The sequence below is a fragment of the Buttiauxella sp. B2 genome (genome assembly GCF_006376615.1).
Taxonomy (GTDB): Bacteria; Pseudomonadota; Gammaproteobacteria; order Enterobacterales; family Enterobacteriaceae; genus Buttiauxella.
The window spans coordinates 68,102-84,133 of record NZ_VEXQ01000002.1 but is presented as its reverse complement, the minus strand read 5'-3'; the positions used below and the strand labels follow the sequence as shown (position 1 = coordinate 84,133).

Annotated in this window: 16 protein-coding genes; 9 read left to right on the top strand and 7 right to left on the bottom strand. The window is 50.6% G+C overall.

Features of this window, described 5'->3' with window-relative positions:
* Positions 1–48 precede the first annotated feature (48 nt).
* The 6 genes from flgG to flgB are packed head-to-tail and all read right to left on the bottom strand — an operon-like array spanning position 49 to position 4,387.
* The gene (gene flgG, locus FH968_RS03535; RefSeq protein WP_139877464.1) at positions 49–831 is read right to left on the bottom strand and encodes a flagellar basal-body rod protein FlgG; all 783 of its coding nucleotides are present in this window, start codon (positions 829–831) and stop codon (positions 49–51) included.
* Positions 832–862: 31 nt separating this feature from the next.
* Positions 863–1,618 carry a flagellar basal body rod protein FlgF gene (locus FH968_RS03530; protein WP_139877462.1) on the bottom strand — a complete coding sequence of 252 codons (756 nt, stop codon included), beginning with the start codon at positions 1,616–1,618 and terminating at the stop codon, positions 863–865.
* A 19-nt stretch (positions 1,619–1,637) separates the two neighbouring features.
* Positions 1,638–2,846, bottom strand: coding sequence for a flagellar hook protein FlgE (gene flgE / locus FH968_RS03525; protein WP_139877460.1), 1,209 nt, complete (start codon positions 2,844–2,846; stop codon positions 1,638–1,640).
* Between the two features lie 27 nt (positions 2,847–2,873).
* Positions 2,874–3,551, bottom strand: coding sequence for a flagellar hook assembly protein FlgD (gene flgD, locus FH968_RS03520; protein ID WP_139877458.1), 678 nt, complete (start codon positions 3,549–3,551; stop codon positions 2,874–2,876).
* A gap of 11 nt (positions 3,552–3,562) precedes the next feature.
* A complete protein-coding gene (flgC, locus tag FH968_RS03515; RefSeq protein WP_139877457.1) occupies positions 3,563–3,967 on the bottom strand; it encodes a flagellar basal body rod protein FlgC in 405 nt (134 codons plus the stop codon).
* 3 nt (positions 3,968–3,970) lie between these two features.
* Positions 3,971–4,387, bottom strand: coding sequence for a flagellar basal body rod protein FlgB (gene flgB / locus FH968_RS03510; RefSeq protein WP_064557739.1), 417 nt, complete (start codon positions 4,385–4,387; stop codon positions 3,971–3,973).
* A gap of 152 nt (positions 4,388–4,539) precedes the next feature.
* On the opposite strand from flgB, the gene flgA reads away from it, so the two are divergent.
* The 6 genes from flgA (at position 4,540) to xdhC (ending at position 9,931) form a co-directional block, all read left to right on the top strand.
* The gene (gene flgA / locus FH968_RS03505; RefSeq protein ID WP_139877454.1) at positions 4,540–5,199 is read left to right on the top strand and encodes a flagellar basal body P-ring formation chaperone FlgA; all 660 of its coding nucleotides are present in this window, start codon (positions 4,540–4,542) and stop codon (positions 5,197–5,199) included.
* 96 nt (positions 5,200–5,295) lie between these two features.
* A complete protein-coding gene (gene flgM, locus FH968_RS03500; RefSeq protein WP_139877452.1) occupies positions 5,296–5,589 on the top strand; it encodes a flagellar biosynthesis anti-sigma factor FlgM in 294 nt (97 codons plus the stop codon).
* Between the two features lie 4 nt (positions 5,590–5,593).
* Positions 5,594–6,016 carry a flagella biosynthesis chaperone FlgN gene (gene flgN, locus FH968_RS03495; protein WP_139877450.1) on the top strand — a complete coding sequence of 141 codons (423 nt, stop codon included), beginning with the start codon at positions 5,594–5,596 and terminating at the stop codon, positions 6,014–6,016.
* A 255-nt stretch (positions 6,017–6,271) separates the two neighbouring features.
* The gene (gene xdhA, locus FH968_RS03490) at positions 6,272–8,578 is read left to right on the top strand and encodes a xanthine dehydrogenase molybdenum-binding subunit XdhA (protein WP_139877448.1); all 2,307 of its coding nucleotides are present in this window, start codon (positions 6,272–6,274) and stop codon (positions 8,576–8,578) included.
* A gap of 4 nt (positions 8,579–8,582) precedes the next feature.
* A complete protein-coding gene (gene xdhB, locus FH968_RS03485) occupies positions 8,583–9,461 on the top strand; it encodes a xanthine dehydrogenase FAD-binding subunit XdhB (RefSeq protein WP_139877446.1) in 879 nt (292 codons plus the stop codon).
* Complete coding sequence (gene xdhC, locus FH968_RS03480) at positions 9,458–9,931, top strand: xanthine dehydrogenase iron sulfur-binding subunit XdhC (RefSeq protein ID WP_139877444.1); 474 nt, start codon at positions 9,458–9,460, stop codon at positions 9,929–9,931. The genes xdhB and xdhC overlap by 4 nt, the downstream gene beginning before the upstream one ends.
* Before the next feature lie 58 nt (positions 9,932–9,989).
* Here the strand turns inward: xdhC and FH968_RS03475 are convergent, their stop codons facing one another.
* Entirely contained in the window at positions 9,990–11,777 is a 1,788-nt protein-coding gene (locus tag FH968_RS03475) for a sigma-54-dependent Fis family transcriptional regulator (RefSeq protein ID WP_139877442.1), read from the bottom strand.
* Positions 11,778–12,266: 489 nt separating this feature from the next.
* Here FH968_RS03475 and ygeW point away from each other — a divergent pair, with 489 nt between their 5' ends.
* The 3 genes from ygeW to FH968_RS03460 all read left to right on the top strand — a co-directional run bounded on the left by ygeW (position 12,267) and on the right by FH968_RS03460 (position 15,982).
* A complete protein-coding gene (gene ygeW, locus FH968_RS03470; protein ID WP_139877440.1) occupies positions 12,267–13,454 on the top strand; it encodes a knotted carbamoyltransferase YgeW in 1,188 nt (395 codons plus the stop codon).
* Positions 13,455–13,520: 66 nt separating this feature from the next.
* Positions 13,521–14,720, top strand: coding sequence for a diaminopropionate ammonia-lyase (gene dpaL / locus FH968_RS03465; protein WP_139877438.1), 1,200 nt, complete (start codon positions 13,521–13,523; stop codon positions 14,718–14,720).
* A 44-nt stretch (positions 14,721–14,764) separates the two neighbouring features.
* Positions 14,765–15,982: a YgeY family selenium metabolism-linked hydrolase gene (locus FH968_RS03460; RefSeq protein ID WP_139877436.1), complete on the top strand. Its 1,218-nt coding sequence runs from the start codon at positions 14,765–14,767 to the stop codon at positions 15,980–15,982.
* The last annotated feature ends 50 nt before the right edge of the window (positions 15,983–16,032 follow it).

Sequence of the window (16,032 nt, the reverse complement as noted above, 5' to 3'; positions counted from 1 at the left end):
ATCTTCAGGTCTCGGCAGCCGGCGCGCGTGAACGCACCGGCAAACATCTTACAATTGCGTCAGTTTTTGCAGCATCTGGTCTGTAGTAGAGACCGCTTTACTGTTGATTTCGTAAGCGCGCTGAACCTGGATCATATTCACCAGTTCTTCCGCCACGTTTACGTTCGAGGTTTCGACATACCCCTGATACAACAGTCCTGCTCCGTTGAGGCCCGGCGTACTCTCATTTGGTGTACCGGAAGACTGCGTTTCGGCGTACAGATTCTCGCCCAGGCTTTCCAGACCCGTATCATTCATAAATGTGGTCAAGTTAAGCTGACCAACCTGAACGGGTTGCGCCTGGCCCTGCTGGGTCACACTCACAATGCCATCACGTCCGATAGTAATCGTCAGCGCGTTAGCCGGAATAGTGATTGCAGGCTGAACCTGGAAACCACCCGCCGTAACCAACTGACCGTTTTGATCAACCTGGAATGAGCCATCGCGGGTGTAGGCGCTTGAGCCATCCGGCAACTGTACCTGGAAGAAGCCCTGGCCTTTGATGGCCACATCTTTACTGTTATTGGTCTGAGACAGGTTACCCTGGCTGTGCAGTCGCTCGGTTGCCACTGGGCGCACACCTGTACCAATCTGCAAGCCTGACGGCAGCGTTGTTTGTTCAGAAGATTGTGCACCTGGCTGGCGAATCGTCTGGTAAAGCAAATCTTCAAACACCGCACGCTGACGCTTAAAACCATTTGTGGAGACGTTTGCCAGGTTGTTGGCAATCACATCCATGTTGGTTTGCTGGGCATCAAGACCGGTTTTGGCGATCCATAAAGAACTGATCATAGTGAATTCCTGTTAATTACACGGCTTAACATCAGGTCATTGACAGCAACTGATTGGCACGTTGTTCGTTCTCATCAACGCTCGAGATAATTTTCATCTGCATCTCGAAACGGCGGGCGTTGGTTATCATGTCAGCCATCGCTTCTACTGGCTTAACGTTGCTGCCTTCCAGCACACCAGACATGACTCTGATGCTGGGATCGGCCTGCAACGTTGTGCCGCGCGTGGCCTGAGCATTAGCACTCAAACGGAATAAACCATCATCACCGCGCACCACTTCCTGGCCGCTGGCTTTCACCAGTTTCAAACGGCCAATCGGTGCCACGGTATTGGGTGGATCTCCAGGATTGAGCGAAGAGATAGTCCCATCCGCCGCGATAGTCAGTTGTGAACCCTGCGGGACAGCAATCGGGCCACCGTCGCCCATCACCGGTTGCCCACCGATAGTTAACTGCCCGGCAGGGCTGACCTGCATATTGCCGTTACGGGTATAAGCCTCACTGCCATCAGCACTTTGTACCGCCAGCCAGCCATCTTGTTGCAGGGCAACATCCAGTGGACGTTGAGTGTAATCAAGCTGCCCTTGTGACATATCCGCACCCGGCGTTGATGCTGTCACCAGCGTACGCGTTGGCAGGGAAAGGCCTTCCACAGGTACCGAGCGCAACGCAGTAAGCTGCGCACGAAAGCCTGGTGTTGAAGCATTTGCCAGGTTGCTGGCCGTCACCGCTTGTTGATTCAGCGTCTGACTTGCCGCACCCATGGCGGTATAAATTGCGTGATCCATTAAACTATCCCGTTAGTGCTTAGCGCAGGTTAACCAGGGTGTTGAGGATCTGGTCCTGGGTCTTGATGGTCTGCGCGTTAGACTGATAGTTACGCTGCGCGACAATCATGTTGACCAGTTCTTTACTCAGATCGACGTTTGAAGACTCCAGCGCGCCGTTGGTCAGCGTCCCGAAGTTGCCGCTACCCGCGGTACCCAGCAGCGCCACACCTGATGCATTGGAAGCAGACCACACGTTGTTCCCTTCTGATGCAAGACCTTCAGGGTTGGCAAAATTAGACAAAACAATTTGCCCTAACAGTTGGGTTTGCTCGTTGGAGTAGTTACCGACAAGGGTGCCATCATCGTTGATCTGGTAGCTGACCAGGTCACCTGGCTTATAACCATTCTGATTCGCAGCAACGATGTTGTTTGAGCCGGTGTTTTGCTGCATGGAGTTCAGGAAACTGAGATCAAACGTCGCAGGAGTGGCGCCATTGATAGCTCCAGTCGTGAATGTATTGGTCGTTCCACCAGTCAACACGCCATTGCTGTTGAACACCATGGAATTCCCTTTAACGACAGGGCTATTCGCCACGCTGCTGTCCTGGGTATAAACATCCCAGGTGTTAGCTGTTGCTGATTTTACAAAATAGACGTTCATATCATGGGAGTTACCCTGGCTGTCAAAGACAGTGATAGAACCTTTTTTGTTGTAACTTTCGGGATCCGTTGGGCTAAAAGTAGTTTTCGCCGGAACAGCATCAGTGGAGTTCAGGTTGATCTGCATCGATGCCGTGGTGGTGGTTTTCGCCGCCATCAGAGTGTTAGGAACAGAAAGCCCGGTCGGGTTTGCACCTTGCTGAATCGTTGGTGGGGTGCCTGTTGCGGGGTAGCCCGTCAACTGCATACCCTGCATGTTCACCAGGTTGCGGTTTTCATCTAATTTGAACTGACCGTTACGGCTGTAATAAACCGAACCATTCGTGTCCACCAAGCGGAAAAAACCGTTCTGGCTGATAGCCACATCCAGGCCGCGCCCAGTGTTGGTGGTTGTACCGTCGTTAAAGTCCTGCGTGATACCAGCAACTTTAACGCCCAGGCCAACTTTAGAGCCTGCGAACATATCTGCGAAAGAAACGCTGCCAGATTTAAAACCGTAGGTGGCGGAGTTGGCAATGTTGTTACCAATCACGTCCAGGTTGGTCGCTGCAGCATTCAGGCCGCTGACCGCTTGAGAAAAGCCCATGTTTTACTCCTGCAAAGGGTTGGAGGCTTAGATAATCTGCCTGATGTCATCGAGGGTGGAGGTGCCGTAAGTACCGAGGTCAAGCAAGGTCTTGCCATTACTGAGTGTCACACCGTTGACCATGGCAAAATTAAGCGGTTGAGCGACCAACTGCGTACTGCCATTACTGGCATTAATAGCGACGTTGTAAGCACCATCTGGTGCGGTCGTGCCGTCCGTCATGGTTCCATCCCAGGTGAAGGTATGAACACCTGCGGTTAGCGCACCAATATCGAGCGTACGCACCACTTTTCCCGTGTTATCGGTTATCGTCGCGGTGACTTTGTCGGCGGCTTGTTGCAGCTCAACACCAAATGGTGTGGTTGCTTCACTGCCTGCCAGAATTTTGGTACCGGGGATCATTACACCATGTCCAATCAAGGCGCTGGACTGGACAGACTGGTTATTAGTTAACTGACCTGACACCGAACCCAGTGTGGTATTGAGCTTTTCAATACCACTCACAGTGCTGATTTGCGCCAACTGAGTCGTCAGTTCATTGTTTTGCAGCGGGTTGGTGGGATCCTGGTTTTTCAACTGCGCAACCAGCAGCGTCAAGAAACTACTCTGAAGATCGGCAGAACTACTACCAGTCAGGCTGCTATTACTCAATGTCGTATTAACACCACTAGTTGTGGTGTCATTCATATTAACGGCGATGCCCATCAGTCTCTCCTTTATTGACCAAGAGTCAGGGTTTTCAACATCATGCTTTTCACGGTGTTGAGTACTTCCACGTTGGCCTGGTAGCTGCGTGATGCAGACATGCTGTTGACCATCTCACCCACCACATCCACGTTCGGCATGCGCACATAACCTTTAGCATCTGCCAGCGGGTTACCCGGCTGAAACACCAATTTGTCCGGTTCCTGGCTTTCCTGAACGCCGGTCACTTTTACGCCACCGGTTTCCGCACCTGGTGCGGCATCAACCTGGAAAATAACCTGCTTAGCGCGATACGGTTGGCCATCAGGCCCGGTAGCACTATCGGCGTTAGCCAGGTTACTCGCCGCCACGTTCATACGCTTGGATTGCGCGGTCATTGCTGAACCGGCAATATCAAAAATATTCAGTAAAGCCATCTATTAGCCACCCTGTTGCAGCACCGACATCATGCCCTTGATTTGGCCGCCAAGAACCGTGAGATCTGACTGGTATTTCAGGCTGTTATCGGCAAATTGTGTACGTTCGCGGTCCATATCGACGGTGTTGCCATCCATCGACGGCTGGTCAGGAATTCGGTAGAGAAGATCGAGCTGCGGGACAGTTTGAGTTTGTGCCGGAATATGGCGCGAGGAGGTCAGCGCAAGCGATACGCCGCTACCTTCAACACGTCCTCTGTCCATCACTTTTTTCATTTCACTGGCAAAATCAATATCGCGTGCCTGATAGCCTGGGGTATCCGCATTGGCGATATTTGCTGCCAGAATTTCCTGACGCTGGGCGCGCAAATTAATCGCTTCTTGCTGAAATCGCAGCGCGGCATCCAGTTTGTCTAGCATGTTCCCTCCGCATAATTAGGATTTGTCCGACAGCTTAAAGCCCCTTACGCGTGCGTTATCGTTGGAATAGACACAAAATGCGTCGCTATTTATCGCCTTGATCAATTCCGTGTGCGGTTAAAATCACTGCAACCTGAACAAGGAGAAGCGTCATGAGCGGTCTGAAAACCTGGAGCATAATTGCCCTTTTACTGGCTTGCCCACAGGTATTTGCCAGCATCCTGGATGCACCATTGAGCCAGTTTTTTCAGCAACGTTTGGCAGGTATAAGCGATGAGGTGTCGGTGGTTGTTAAAACGCCCGACGCACAGTTACCACCCTGCCCACTTCCCGATTTTTCAATGCCAGGTAATGGTCGGCTATGGGGTAATGTGAGTGTTCTGGCGCGATGCGGTAACGACAAGCGATACATTCAGGCTGAAGTGCGTGCCACAGGAAATTACGTGGTTGCCACTCAGGTTTTGCCGCGAGGTAGCGTAATCAATGAAAGCCTGGTGCAACTCAAACGTGGGCGGCTAGATCAACTGCCTCCGCGCGCGATGTTAGATATCAGCCAGGCAAGTAATGCCGTGACTCTGCGCGATATCGCACCAAACCAGCCCATTTTGCTGTCAATGGTGCGCCAGTCCTGGCGAGTCAAGGCTGGGCAACGCGTTCAAGTGGTGGCGGCAGGTGAAGGATTTAGTGTTAATAGTGAAGGCAAGGCGCTGAACAATGCAGCCGTCGCGCAAAATGCGCGGGTGAGGATGGATTCGGGTCAAGTTGTGAACGGTGTAGTCGACTTGGATGGGAATATTCTGATTAACTTATAATATTCTGTTGGCGATTAAGAAGACTATAAAGGTTCTGCGGCGACTGCCGATAGTGTGTTAACAGATGATAGATATTCCCTCGATGAGGATAAAATAATGAGCATTGATCGCACATCGCCTTTAAAGCCGGTAAGTACTGTACAACCGCGCGAAACGCCAGAAGCTCCGATTCAAAAGAGCCGTCTGGAAAAAAACACGACACCAAACAGCACCAATGTGACACTCAGTGATGCGCAGGCGAAATTAATTCAGCCGGGCAGCGGTGATATCAATATGGAACGCGTTGAAGCGCTTAAAACCGCTATCCGCAACGGTGAGCTTAAAATGGATACCGGCAAAATCGCCGATGCACTAATCCAGGAAGCTCAAAGCTATTTATCGAGTAAATAATTGCATGAGTCGTCTGTTAGAAGTGATGGATCAAATGACTGTGGTGCTCAACTCTCTTAAAGAGGTGATGGATGCCGAGCAGCAACAATTATCCGCAGGCCATGTGAATGGCAGTGCGTTACAGCGCATTACTGAAGATAAAAGCTCATTGTTAGCCACGCTTGATTATCTTGAGCAGCTTCGCCGTGCCGCACAGAATGCCGAAAATACCGGCAGCACGGATATTAGCCAGCGTTGGCAGGCGATTACGCAAAAAACGCAGCATTTACGTGATATCAACCAGCATAACGGTTGGTTATTAGAGGATCAGTTAGCGCGTAATGAACAAGCGCTGGCGGTACTCAAGCCGCATCAGGAACCTAATCTTTACGGGGCCGATGGGCAAGCGACAACGGTGAGTCGTGGCGGAAAGAAAATTACAATTTAGCCGCCAATGCGCAAGTGAGGAATAACCTTATCGGTGAGTCCTCACTGCGATTTATCATAATGATCCCTGCCTATCATTATGAGAACGAAATCGCCGTCTTATAAATCACCTATTCCCTGTCATTCATCTGTTTACTTCATCTCCATCACAGTTCTGCCATGTGCAGCCATTGAATGCGACGACTGGCGTACTTCTTGCTTCACTCAGGAGCTTTAACCCAAGCGTGACCTTATTCCTGAGAATAGAGGAATTACCATGTCAGATATAACGGATAAGACACCATTAGGCTTGCCTTGCTTACGGATTGATGCCCTCGCAAAAGTCACAGGACAAGCCCGATACACTGACGATATCCCGATGGCAGGCATGTGCTATGCCAAATACGTTCGTAGCCCGATTGCCCATGGTTTCGTAAAATCCATCGACTACCGCGCAGCGCTAGAAATACCCGGCGTTATCACCGTCTTTACCTGGAAAGATGTGCCAGATATCGCCTTTGCCACCGCGGGCCACGCCTGGACGCTGGAACCAGCAAAACAAGACGTAGCCGACCGCTTCTTGTTGACAAACCATGTGCGTCATTTCGGTGATGCCGTCGCCATCGTTGTCGCGCGCGACGAACTGACAGCCGAAAAAGCCGCTGAAACGGTGGTTGTCACCTGGGATGAGCTCCCCGTTATCACCTCGCCAAAAGCCGCGCTAGCCGTAGATGCCACCGCCATACATGAAGGTGGAAACTTGCTCAAACGCAGCGAGGTTTCAACCAACAACCCACAGGCCGCTATCAAAACTGCCGATTACCAATTTTCCGGCAACTTCCAGACGCCTATTATTCAGCACTGCCATATGGAAGGCGTCACCTGCTTTGCCTGGATGGAACAACCCGACCGCATCACCATTGTTTCCAGCACGCAAATTCCACACATTGTGCGTCGCGTCGTTGCGCAAGCGCTTGATATGTCGTGGTCAAAAGTACGCGTAATCAAGCCTTACATTGGCGGCGGCTTTGGCAATAAACAGGACGTGCTGGAAGAACCCATGGCGGCGTTTCTGACACTGAAATTAGGTGGCATTCCGGTCAAAGTATTAATCAGCCGCGAAGAGTGCTTCTTCGCCTCACGCACCCGCCACGCTTTTAGTATTGATGCGCATCTCGGCATCTCGTCGGAAGGGATTTTAAAAGGCTTTGAGTTGGATGTGTTGTCCAACACCGGCGCTTATGCCTCGCACGGGCACTCCATTGCCTCCGCTGGAGGTAGCAAAATTTCCTGGCTCTACCCGCGCAGCGCCTATGGTTACCGCGCCACCACAGCCTACACCAACCTTCCTTCTGCAGGTGCTATGCGCGGCTACGGTGCGCCACAAGTTGTCTTTGCGCTGGAATCATTGCTCGATGATGCCGCTGCCGCTTTAAACCTCGACCCCGTCGATGTTCGTCTGCTAAATGCCGCCCGTGAAGGCGATATCAACACCCTATACAACAGAGCGATAAACAGCGCCGGACTGATTGAATGCTTAAAACTTGGCCGTGAAAAATTCGGTTGGGATGAGCGCAAAACCGCCTGCTTACAAACCCAAGGTGATGTGCGGCGCGGCGTAGGCGTTGCCTGTTTTAGTTACACTTCCAACACCTGGCCGGTCGGCGTTGAGATTTCCAGCGTGCGCTTAGTGCTAAACCAGGACGGCATTGTCAATTTGCAAAGCGGAGCCACCGAAGTCGGGCAAGGTGCCGACACCGTATTTGCGCAAATGGTCGCACAAACCATGGGTATGCCATTCAACATGGTTCACACTATTTCCACGCAAGACACGGATATCACGCCATTTGACCCTGGCGCATTCGCCTCACGTCAAAGCTACGTTACCGCTCCAGCTTTGCGCGAAGCTGCACAAATTTTACGGCAAAAAATACTGCATCACGCTGCATTGATGCTTCATCTACCCGAAATTAACCTGACTATCATTAATGGCAACATCGTGCTGGAAACACGCCCTGCACAAACGCTGTTAAGCGTGGCTGATCTTGCAATGGATTCCTTCTACCACCCGCAGAATGGTGGGCAACTTTCAGCAGAATCTTCCTTTAAAACCCAGACTAACCCGCCAACCTACGGCTGCACTTTTGTGGATGTCACCGTCGATATTCCCCTGTGTAAAGTCACCATCAACCGTATCCTGAATCTGCATGATTCGGGGCGCATCCTTAACCCCATACTCGCCGAAGGGCAGGTTCACGGCGGCATGGGTATGGGTATTGGCTGGGCGTTATTTGAAGAATTAATCGTCGATGAGAAAAGCGGCGTAGTGCGTAATCCTAATCTGCTGGACTACAAAATGCCGACCATGCCTGACCTGCCCGATCTGGAATGCGCCTTTGTCGATACTTACGAACCGCAATCGGCCTATGGGCACAAAGCGCTGGGCGAGCCGCCGATAATTTCCCCTGCTGCTGCCATTCGTAACGCCGTACGTATGGCAACAGGGGTCGCCATCAATACGCTCCCCCTCACCCCAAAACGCCTGTTTCAGGAATTTGTCGACGCTGGGCTGATAAAAGGATAACGCTATGTATGACATTGAAAGTTACCATCATGCCGACAGCGTAACTCACGCTGTCGCGCTGCTGGTGCAAAATCCCGAGGCCCGTTTGCTTGCAGGCGGCACCGATGTTTTGATCGAGCTCCACCACCTCAACCCGCGCTTTCGCCATATCGTGGATATTCATGATTTGCCCGAATTACGCGGTGTGACATGCAGTGGCAGCGGCCATATTCGTATTGGTTCAGGCACCACATTTAGTGAACTCATCGACCATCCGCTTGTGCAACAACATCTTCCGGCGCTGACGGCTTCCGCCGCAGTGATTGCCGGGCCGCAAATCCGCAATGTCGCCACCTACGGCGGTAACATTTGCAATGGCGCAACCAGTGCAGACTCAGCCTGCCCATCGCTGATATATGAAACCGAGCTGGAAATTGCCACACCGCAAGGAACCCGCTTCACGTCGATTAACGGCTTCCATACAGGGCCTGGTAAAGTGGCATTAGAAGCGGGTGAATTACTGGTGGCTTTTCATTTCAAACCAGAAAACTACCGCAACAAAGGCGCGGCCAGTTTCAAATACGCTATGCGCAATGCGATGGACATCTCAACCATCGGTTGTAGCGCATTGTGCGAAATAAACGCCGGCCGTTTCCGTGAAATCAAACTCGCCTTTGGCGTTGCAGCTCCCACGCCTGTGCGTTGTGCTCATGCCGAACAAGCAGCTATAGGGCAGCCGCTCACCCAGGAAACGCTGGCGGCAATCGCGGAAGCAGTCACTCATGACGTTTCACCGAGAACCTCCTGGCGTGCTGAAAAAGCCTTCCGATTACATCTGATTAGCACGTTATCAAAACGCGTTATTGAGCAAGCGGTGAAACAAGCTGGAGGGGAAATTCAATGAATACCTTAATTATCGACTGCCGTGTAAACGGCGTAAAACAGCAGCTCAGCGTAACACCTGCGATGCCGTTATCTGACGTGCTGCGCGCGCAAGGTTATCTCAGTATTAAACAAGGTTGCTGCGTGGGTGAATGCGGGGCCTGTACGGTGCTGGTGGACGGCGTCGCTATTGATAGCTGTCTTTATCTGGCGGTGTGGGCGCAGGGGAAAAGCATCCGCACTGTTGAAGGTGAGCGCGTGAATGGGAAACCATCGCACGTGCAGAAAGCGTTCGCCGAGAGTGGTGCAGTGCAATGCGGTTTTTGCACGCCGGGTTTTATCATGGCAACGACTGCGCTACTGGCAAAACCGCGTAGCCAACCCATGACAGTGATGCAAATTCGTCAGGGACTAGCAGGTAACTTATGCCGCTGTACAGGCTACCAGATGGTAGTTGAAGCCGTTCAGGAATGTGAATCCAGCGCTCAATAAAGCACAAGGGGAATGATGCACGCATCAACTCCCTATGCTCTTCACAGCCTAATCCATTTCAGGCCGAGAGCAGTTCATACTTCTTTATTTTGCGATACAGGGTAGCAATCCCTATCCCCAACTCGTCCGCTGCCAGCTTCTTATTCCCGTGGCGCACCAGCGCCTCGGCTATAAGCTGTTTTTCCATCTCCTCCAGCGCATGTGTTCCATGCTCAGGCTGTTCATTACTGTCGCAAGTTTGCTCAGGGCGTGCTCGGTTGATATCCACCACAATATGCCGCTGGTTGGCGATATTCGGCGGCAGCAACGACGTGGTAATCACCTCACCGGAAGGGACAACATTCACCAAATACTCCATCATATTGCTTAATTCGCGCAGATTTCCCGGCCAGTGATAAGCCGCCAGCAACGCCATCACCTCCGGCGCAATCCCCGGATACACCAGACCGATGCGTTTGGTATGCAGGTTAAGAAAATAGTGAATCAGCAGCGATAAATCATCTTTACGCTCGCGCAGCGGCGGCAATGTAACGGGGATAACATTCAGGCGGTAATACAAATCCTCACGAAATTTCCCTTCAGCAACATACTTCTCCAGATTCTGATTGGTTGCGGAAATAATACGAATATCAACAGCGATAGGCCTACTAGAGCCTATCGGCTGAACCTCACGAGCCTCGATGGCGCGCAGCAATTTTGCCTGAATGATTAACGGCATATCGCCAATTTCATCAAGAAACAGCGTTCCCTTGTCGGCAGCCTGAATCAATCCTTGCTTACCAGTAGTTGAGGCTCCGGTAAATGCCCCTTTCACATAGCCAAACAGCTCACTTTCCAACAGTTGTTCCGGGATAGCGGCGCAGTTAATGGCTATAAACGGTTTGTCGTTACGGTTGCTGAGTTTATGGATTGCCCACGCCACAACCTCTTTACCGGTGCCACTTTCACCGGCAATCATCACGCTCGATGGACCTGGTGCTATGCGGCTTATCAACCGCTTCAGTACCTGCATAGGCTGGCATTCACCGATAAGATGTTCGATCTGTGGGACTTCGTTACTAGACTCTGAGCTAATGGAAGAGTGTGATTGATGGAACGCCATTAAAAATATCTGGTTTTCCTGCACTGTTTGCAATTGCCCAATAATTATCTCGCTACGGTCACCGAAGGAAATAATATATTGCATGTGTCCACTGGAAAATGAACCCTGGAAAGTTAGCGCTCGTGCAGAAACCACCTCTCCTATTAATTGTTCATGACTAGAACTTAATATCTTTAATGCGACAGCATTCGCAAATCTTAAATTATTATTTTTATCGAGGATCAATACACCTTGATCCATATTATCAATAAGGTTTGACAGTATCCTACTGGCGTTACCCTCCCCACTCTGGTCATCGAGAAGTTTAGAAATAAAGATATTTGAAATATGCTGAACATAATCTGAGAATTCACGCAAATTATCTTTTATTCTTTCTTGTTGTTCATTGTTAAGCGCCACCAGGCTAATAACGCCGACACAAGCACTTTGGAAAATAACAGGTGTCCCCAGGAAAGCCTTTTCCCGGCAATTTTGTTTATCCGTGCAGTCTTCACAAATAGGGTCAGTACGCGAATGGGTAACGACTTTTTCTTTCTTAGTTTCAATAACATGTTTCAACAATCGCGAATTGGTTTTTAGCTTCACCCCCAACGACTTATCATATGGCCCAGTGCCTGCCACACGGACCATATTCACATCAACAATCTCGACTTCCAGTTGCAACACACTTGCGAGCATCTTCGCAAAACGCATGATCGTCGGTTGGATTTGCATCAACACCGACTGAGTTTTTACGGCTACCATAATCGATGATTCCCTTTGCAATTAAACAATTACAATCATTGACAGCATAATTCTGCCGTACTGGCCTCGTATATACGCTGCATAATACTATTTCGCCAAACAAAAACATTGACAACAACCTGATTAATTACATTTATTTATAATTTAATGGGTAAAAGAGTTCGCATTTATTTATCAAATTGATAACTCACCGTCTGCCGTTATCAATTTGAAGGGCTGGGTGATGATAATGCTCCAGTGCGCCATCCAGCTTATAAGCACGTGTTGATTTTGCATTATCTCGGGTTCAAATAGCACGCAGTAAATTCAGTCGATCAGAGTGTTTTTTGCGTTTGCGTTCACAATTCCCACTCCCCATTCATGGTCAGGAAACCATATTCCTGCACCTGGCATACTTATTGTTAATCAACGAATAGCTCATACAGATTTGATGGGTTAATTCTGCACAGTACAGCAGTCCTGTGACCAGTCATAAAAAAGGGTGTTCTGATGAAAACGATTAATGATTTGATTAAAGATCTCAGCAAACTTAACTCTCACCTTCATGAAAAGGATTTTCTGTTAACCTGGGAACAGAGTCCGGATGAACTTAAGCAAGTCCTCGACGTAGCCGCCGTGCTGAAATCCATGCGTGCTGATAACATCGCAACCAACGTCTTTACCAATGGCTTGGGCATCTCGGTTTTCCGTGATAACTCAACCCGCACCCGTTTCTCTTACGCTTCCGCACTCAACATGCTGGGCCTTGCACAGCAAGACCTCGACGAAGGAAAATCGCAAATCGCCCACGGCGAAACCGTCCGCGAAACAGCCAATATGATCTCCTTCTGTGCAGACGCCATCGGCATTCGTGATGATATGTACCTCGGCGCGGGCAATGCTTACATGCGTGAAGTCGGTGCTGCACTGGACGAAGGTTACGAAGAAGGCGTATTGCCACAGCGCCCAGCACTGGTCAACCTGCAATGCGATATCGACCACCCAACCCAGGCAATGGCGGATTTGGCCTGGCTTCGCGAACACTTCGGCTCGCTTGAAAATCTCAAAGGCAAAAAAATTGCCATGACTTGGGCCTACTCCCCAAGCTACGGCAAACCGCTGTCAGTTCCACAAGGCATCATCGGTCTAATGACCCGCTTTGGAATGGACGTCACACTCGCGCATCCAGACGGTTATGAACTGATTCCTGATGTTGTTGAAGTGGCGAAAAACAACGCCAAATCTTCAGGTGGCAGCTTCCGTCAGGTCAACTCAATGGAAGAAGCCTTTAAAGACGCCGATATCGTTTATCCAAAATCTTGGGCACCTTACAAAGTCATGGAAGAACGCACCACTCTGTTGCGTGCCAACGACCACGACGGTCTGAAAGCGTTGGAACAGCAGTGTCTTGCGCAAAATGCCAAGCATAAAAACTGGCATTGCACCGAAGATATGATGAAGCTCACTCGCGATGGCGAAGCGCTGTATATGCACTGTCTACCTGCGGATATCTCTGGCGTTTCGTGCAAAGAAGGTGAAGTCACCGAAACTGTGTTCGAAAAATACCGCATCGAAACCTACAAAGAAGCTAGCTGGAAACCGTACATCATTGCCGCGATGATCCTGTCGCGCAAATACGCCAAACCGGGCCAGGTACTTGAGCAACTGCTTAAAGATGCTGCGAAACGCGTCAAATAACATGGATTCTGGCCTGAGGCCAGAGTCTCCTCCAGCAAATCCTCTTTTGCTAAATGAGGTTAAGTTATGTCCGTTTTCTCTTTGAAATTAGACATCGAACAAAACCGTTTATTCAACGGTGAAATATCCCCGCTGTTCACCAGCGAGCAGACCCGTAAAGCCCGCGCTTTTCACCAGAAAATCGCCGGTTACCAGCCCACACCCCTTTGCGAATTGAATGCACTGGCGGGATTGTTTGGCGTCGGCAAAATTCTGGTCAAAGATGAATCACAGCGCTTTGGCCTGAACGCGTTCAAAATGCTGGGCGGCACTTACGCCATCGCCCAATTGCTGTGCGAAAAATACCAGATGGACATCAATGATTTCTCGTTTGAGAAAATCAAAAACACCATCAAAGAAAAAATGACTTTTGCCACCACTACCGACGGAAATCACGGACGTGGCGTAGCCTGGGCGGCACGGCAATTAGGGCAACATGCCGTTGTTTATATGCCAAAAGGCTCGGCGCAAGAGCGCGTGGATCACATCCTGAACCTTGGGGCAGAATGTATCGTCACCGACATGAACTACGACGACACCGTGCGTATGACCATGAAAATAGCCCAGGAGCGCGGCTGGGAAGTCGTGCAGGACACGGCTTGGGAAGGGTACACCAAAATCCCAACCTGGATTATGCAGGGCTACTCAACCCTTGCCGACGAAGCCGTTGAACAGATGAAACAGCTCGGTATTGAACGCCCGACGCACGTCTTTTTACAAGCCGGTGTCGGAGCAATGGCGGGTGGTGTACTGGGTTATCTGGCGGATGTGTATGGCGCGCAACACCTCCATTCCGTGATAGTCGAACCAGAACTCGCGGACTGCCTTTACCGCTCGGGCGTTAAAGGCGACATCGTTAACGTCAGCGGTGATATGGCAACCATCATGGCAGGTCTTGCCTGTGGTGAACCAAACCCGCTTGGCTGGACAGTGCTCCGTGACTGCGCCACGCAGTTTATCTCCTGCCAGGACTCCGTTGCCGCACTCGGTATGCGCGTACTCGGTAACCCTCTCGGTAAAGACCCACGTATCGTTTCCGGCGAATCGGGAGCGGTCGGTCTCGGCGTGCTCGCAGCCGTTCACTACCACCCGCAGCGTGAAACACTCATGGCAAGACTTGGGCTTAACCGCGACTCCGTGGTGTTGCTTATCAGCACCGAAGGGGATACCGACGTTAAGCACTACCGCGAAGTAGTTTGGGAAGGCGCGTACCCCACAACAGCATGAACCACGGCGGTTCACTGATAAGTTTCATTTAGGGAGTTAAAGAAATGACTAAGCAGATTCCATTTAAACTGGTTGTAGAAAAAGCTGAACATTACAAAGCCGACATGGCGCGCTTCCTGCGCGACATGATTGCCATCCCAAGCGAAAGCTGCGATGAAAAACGCGTCGTGTATCGCATCAAAGAAGAGATGGAAAAAGTCGGTTTCGATAAAGTTGAAATTGACCCGATGGGCAACATCCTCGGCTACATTGGCCATGGCCCGCACCTGATAGCAATGGACGCCCACATTGATACCGTTGGCGTCGGCAACATCAAAAACTGGTCTTTCGACCCATATCAGGGCATGGAAACCGAAGAACTGATTGGTGGACGTGGCGCATCTGATCAGGAAGGTGGCATGGCCTCTATGGTCTACGCTGGTAAAATCATCAAAGATTTAGGGCTTGAAGATCAGTACACCCTGCTGGTTACCGGCACTGTTCAGGAAGAAGACTGCGACGGCCTATGCTGGCAATACATCATTGAACAATCGGGTATTCGCCCGGAATTCGTCGTCAGTACCGAACCCACAGATTGCCAGATTTATCGCGGCCAACGCGGGCGCATGGAAATCCGCATCGACGTTCAGGGTGTGAGTTGCCACGGCTCAGCACCGGAGCGTGGTGATAACGCCATCTTCAAAATGGGGCCAATCCTTAACGAGCTTCAACAGTTGAACATGCGTTTAGGTAATGACGACTTCCTTGGCAAAGGTACGCTAACCGTCTCTGAAATCTTCTTCACCTCACCTAGCCGTTGTGCTGTGGCAGATAGCTGCGCCGTCTCCATTGACCGTCGTTTAACCTGGGGCGAATCATGGGAAGGTGCACTTGAAGAAATCCGCGCACTCGACTCTGTAAAAGCCGCCAAAGCGACTGTTTCTATGTACCAGTACGATCGCCCATCGTGGACTGGCCTTGTGTATCCAACCGAATGCTACTTCCCAACCTGGAAAGTGGAAGAAGACCACATCACGGTTAAAACCCTCAGCAAAGCCTACCAGGGCCTGTTCCAAAAAGATCCGGTCGTGGACAAATGGACTTTCTCCACCAACGGCGTTTCCATCATGGGCCGTCACGGTATTCCGGTCATCGGTTTTGGCCCGGGCAAAGAACCTGAAGCTCATGCACCAAATGAAAAAACCTGGAAAGATCACTTGGTTACCTGTGCTGCTCTTTACGCCTCGATTCCGTTGACCTATTTATCTGAATTGAAGAAATAATTTTTGCTGACCGTGCTCCGTTGGGTCACCAGCGGAGCCTGTTAGTGATG

Bases quoted from the DNA above. Each gene is read 5' to 3' on its own strand.
- flgG (WP_139877464.1), bottom strand. From the start codon at position 831: ATGATCAGTTCTTTATGGATCGCCAAAACCGGTCTTGATGCCCAGCAA.
- FH968_RS03530 (WP_139877462.1), bottom strand. From the start codon at position 1,618: ATGGATCACGCAATTTATACCGCCATGGGTGCGGCAAGTCAGACGCTG.
- flgE (WP_139877460.1), bottom strand. From the start codon at position 2,846: ATGGGCTTTTCTCAAGCGGTCAGCGGCCTGAATGCTGCAGCGACCAAC.
- flgD (WP_139877458.1), bottom strand. From the start codon at position 3,551: ATGGGCATCGCCGTTAATATGAATGACACCACAACTAGTGGTGTTAAT.
- flgC (WP_139877457.1), bottom strand. From the start codon at position 3,967: ATGGCTTTACTGAATATTTTTGATATTGCCGGTTCAGCAATGACCGCG.
- flgB (WP_064557739.1), bottom strand. From the start codon at position 4,387: ATGCTAGACAAACTGGATGCCGCGCTGCGATTTCAGCAAGAAGCGATT.
- flgA (WP_139877454.1), top strand. From the start codon at position 4,540: ATGAGCGGTCTGAAAACCTGGAGCATAATTGCCCTTTTACTGGCTTGC.
- flgM (WP_139877452.1), top strand. From the start codon at position 5,296: ATGAGCATTGATCGCACATCGCCTTTAAAGCCGGTAAGTACTGTACAA.
- flgN (WP_139877450.1), top strand. From the start codon at position 5,594: ATGAGTCGTCTGTTAGAAGTGATGGATCAAATGACTGTGGTGCTCAAC.
- xdhA (WP_139877448.1), top strand. From the start codon at position 6,272: ATGTCAGATATAACGGATAAGACACCATTAGGCTTGCCTTGCTTACGG.
- xdhB (WP_139877446.1), top strand. From the start codon at position 8,583: ATGTATGACATTGAAAGTTACCATCATGCCGACAGCGTAACTCACGCT.
- xdhC (WP_139877444.1), top strand. From the start codon at position 9,458: ATGAATACCTTAATTATCGACTGCCGTGTAAACGGCGTAAAACAGCAG.
- FH968_RS03475 (WP_139877442.1), bottom strand. From the start codon at position 11,777: ATGGTAGCCGTAAAAACTCAGTCGGTGTTGATGCAAATCCAACCGACG.
- ygeW (WP_139877440.1), top strand. From the start codon at position 12,267: ATGAAAACGATTAATGATTTGATTAAAGATCTCAGCAAACTTAACTCT.
- dpaL (WP_139877438.1), top strand. From the start codon at position 13,521: ATGTCCGTTTTCTCTTTGAAATTAGACATCGAACAAAACCGTTTATTC.
- FH968_RS03460 (WP_139877436.1), top strand. From the start codon at position 14,765: ATGACTAAGCAGATTCCATTTAAACTGGTTGTAGAAAAAGCTGAACAT.